Source organism: Bartonella sp. PS7NMGDW (assembly GCF_042193585.1).
Classification (GTDB): domain Bacteria; phylum Pseudomonadota; class Alphaproteobacteria; order Rhizobiales; family Rhizobiaceae; genus Bartonella; species Bartonella grahamii.
Window position 1 is genome coordinate 1 of sequence record NZ_JBHILX010000059.1, and the last position, 1,987, is coordinate 1,987.

The following is a 1,987-nucleotide window of genomic DNA, read 5'->3' on the forward strand; positions in this document are numbered from 1 at the left end:
GCACTGTTTGTATGTCCATAACCTATTGTCCACACCCCAATGGCATCTTTATAGGCGTTCAAACGCAAACCTTCCCATTGTTTGATAAGTGCTAGTCCTTCTGATGATATTTTTCGCATATGATTCTCCATAAAAAAAGCCCCGCAAAAGCAGAGCTGGATTAAAAAATTGACATCTTTCCCATTCGGAAAGATAGCTTGTTAAAACTCATGTCGCTTTTTCATTGGAATAAAAGAAGATTTTTTCTCAACTTTTAATTTCTTTCTTGACAAATATTCGTTTATAAACGAATATACATCATGTTTGAAATACGTCACTACCTTACTTCTGATGGCAAAGACTTGATAGCTGATTGGCTGCGAAAGCTCCGTGATATGCAGGCTAAAACTGCAATTATTCGCCGCCTTAATCGTTTAGAGCAGGGAAACTTTGGCGATTTCAAGCTGCTTCGTGAGGGTGTTCATGAATTGCGTATTAATGTTGGTCCTGGCTACCGAGTTTATTATGTCCAATCTGGAAAGACCGTATTGTTGCTATTATGCGGTGGCAGCAAAAAAACACAAGAGACTGATATCACTCGTGCATGTGCTTGCTGGCGTGATTGGCAAAACCGTGAAGATTAAAGGAGTGCAAAAATGAAAGACCGTAACCATGATGATGCAATGGCAGAAATATTCCGTGGTGATCCTGAGTTGGCAGCAGCTACCCTTGATGCAATCCTAGCAGATGGTGATCAGGGTGAGCTGCTTGTAACTCTACGCCAAATGGCCAAAGCTTATGGTGGTGTTCAAGCTGTAGCTAAAGCAGCCAACTTGAACCCAACACAACTTTACCGTACACTTTCAGAAAAAGGTAATCCAGAGTTCCGCAGCTTGAATGCTTTACTGCGTACCATGGGGTTTCGTTTGGCTGTACAGCCTCTTGAACGACCAGTTCCACACGTGTAACTTTAGTGTCCACTCCCCACCTTTAAAGATGGGGAAGGGAGGTACTTAAGCAATCTTTTTAATGAGGGGCTCTAAATCTGGTTTATAACCTATCATGTATCCTCTTCGTCCATATGGATTACGCCGTCTCCTTCGTCGCATGCGTCTGGTGGGGCGTTTGGATCAAGGGTATCATCCTTGTCTGGTGTTGTGTTTGCAACGTTTCCAGCCGCATCTTCTTGTGATGCATCAAAAAGTTCGCACTCTATTTTTGTGGTGTAACCACCCGTTTTATCAAGTTTGTGTTTAACGCTTTTGATGCGCCATTCTGCCGGTATATAAGGGCGGAAAGGGGGCTCTTGAACAAGCTTTGCTTCTGCTTGCACAAAGGGATCACCACCGATATCACATGAGAAAGAAGATTTTCCACGTGATGATTTATTGCGATAAGCAGCAATGGCCGCAACAGCCTCTGATTGGTTATGGTAGGTGTATTTGAGTTCATGAAACGGCGGATTACCAACTTTGACTTCTTTTTTTTCACCACTGCGTAAGTCATGATAGGTTGCGAGAACACCGCCTTTTTTCTCTTTGTCTTCTTCTTCTTTCTCAGGTGTTGTTTCTGCTTTTTCCGATTCAGATGATGATGGTGCTTTGTCACTGTCATCCATATGGATAAAGTTTTCATCATCATCAATCTCTTCTGGTTCTCGTGCATCAGCCGCGGCTTTTTGGTCGTCTCCCACATCTGTTTCTAAGCCATTGGCTGCACCTGCTTCATCCCGTGCGCTGTATTTAAAATCCCAAGAGGTGCAATGTTTTTCATGGATAATAATAACGGGGAGTGTTTCACCGGTAATGGCTTTGCCTTCACCCCGTTTGGCGAGCACAAGTTTGCCATCAACGGGCTTTGCTACCGCATCATAGTCTTCTGCAAGGCGTGTAGCAAAAGCCATATCGCTTTCTGATGTTTGGTCAATGTGTCGCACAACGATTTTTGCAAGAGAAGGATCAACCTTTGGCGTATAGCCATTACGCTCTGCTATCTCTTGAACAATACT

4 protein-coding genes are annotated in these 1,987 nt (G+C 43.4%); 2 read left to right on the plus strand and 2 right to left on the minus strand.

Features of this window, described 5'->3' with window-relative positions:
- Positions 1–119 (minus strand): lysozyme (locus ACFIKJ_RS09085; RefSeq protein ID WP_375627559.1); only part of this gene is annotated, 119 nt, incomplete at its 3' end.
- 180 nt (positions 120–299) lie between these two features.
- On the opposite strand from ACFIKJ_RS09085, the gene ACFIKJ_RS09090 reads away from it, so the two are divergent.
- Together ACFIKJ_RS09090 and ACFIKJ_RS09095 are read left to right on the plus strand one after the other, a co-directional pair.
- Complete coding sequence (locus tag ACFIKJ_RS09090; RefSeq protein ID WP_375670528.1) at positions 300–623, plus strand: type II toxin-antitoxin system RelE/ParE family toxin; 324 nt, start codon at positions 300–302, stop codon at positions 621–623.
- Between the two features lie 12 nt (positions 624–635).
- The gene (locus tag ACFIKJ_RS09095) at positions 636–947 is read left to right on the plus strand and encodes a DNA-binding protein (protein ID WP_375627110.1); all 312 of its coding nucleotides are present in this window, start codon (positions 636–638) and stop codon (positions 945–947) included.
- Between the two features lie 92 nt (positions 948–1,039).
- Here the strand turns inward: ACFIKJ_RS09095 and ACFIKJ_RS09100 are convergent.
- Positions 1,040–1,987: late control protein (locus ACFIKJ_RS09100; RefSeq protein WP_375670529.1), on the minus strand; the 948-nt coding region annotated here is incomplete at its 5' end.

Bases quoted from the DNA above. Each gene is read 5' to 3' on its own strand.
- ACFIKJ_RS09095 (WP_375627110.1), top strand. From the start codon at position 636: ATGAAAGACCGTAACCATGATGATGCAATGGCAGAAATATTCCGTGGT.
- ACFIKJ_RS09090 (WP_375670528.1), top strand. From the start codon at position 300: ATGTTTGAAATACGTCACTACCTTACTTCTGATGGCAAAGACTTGATA.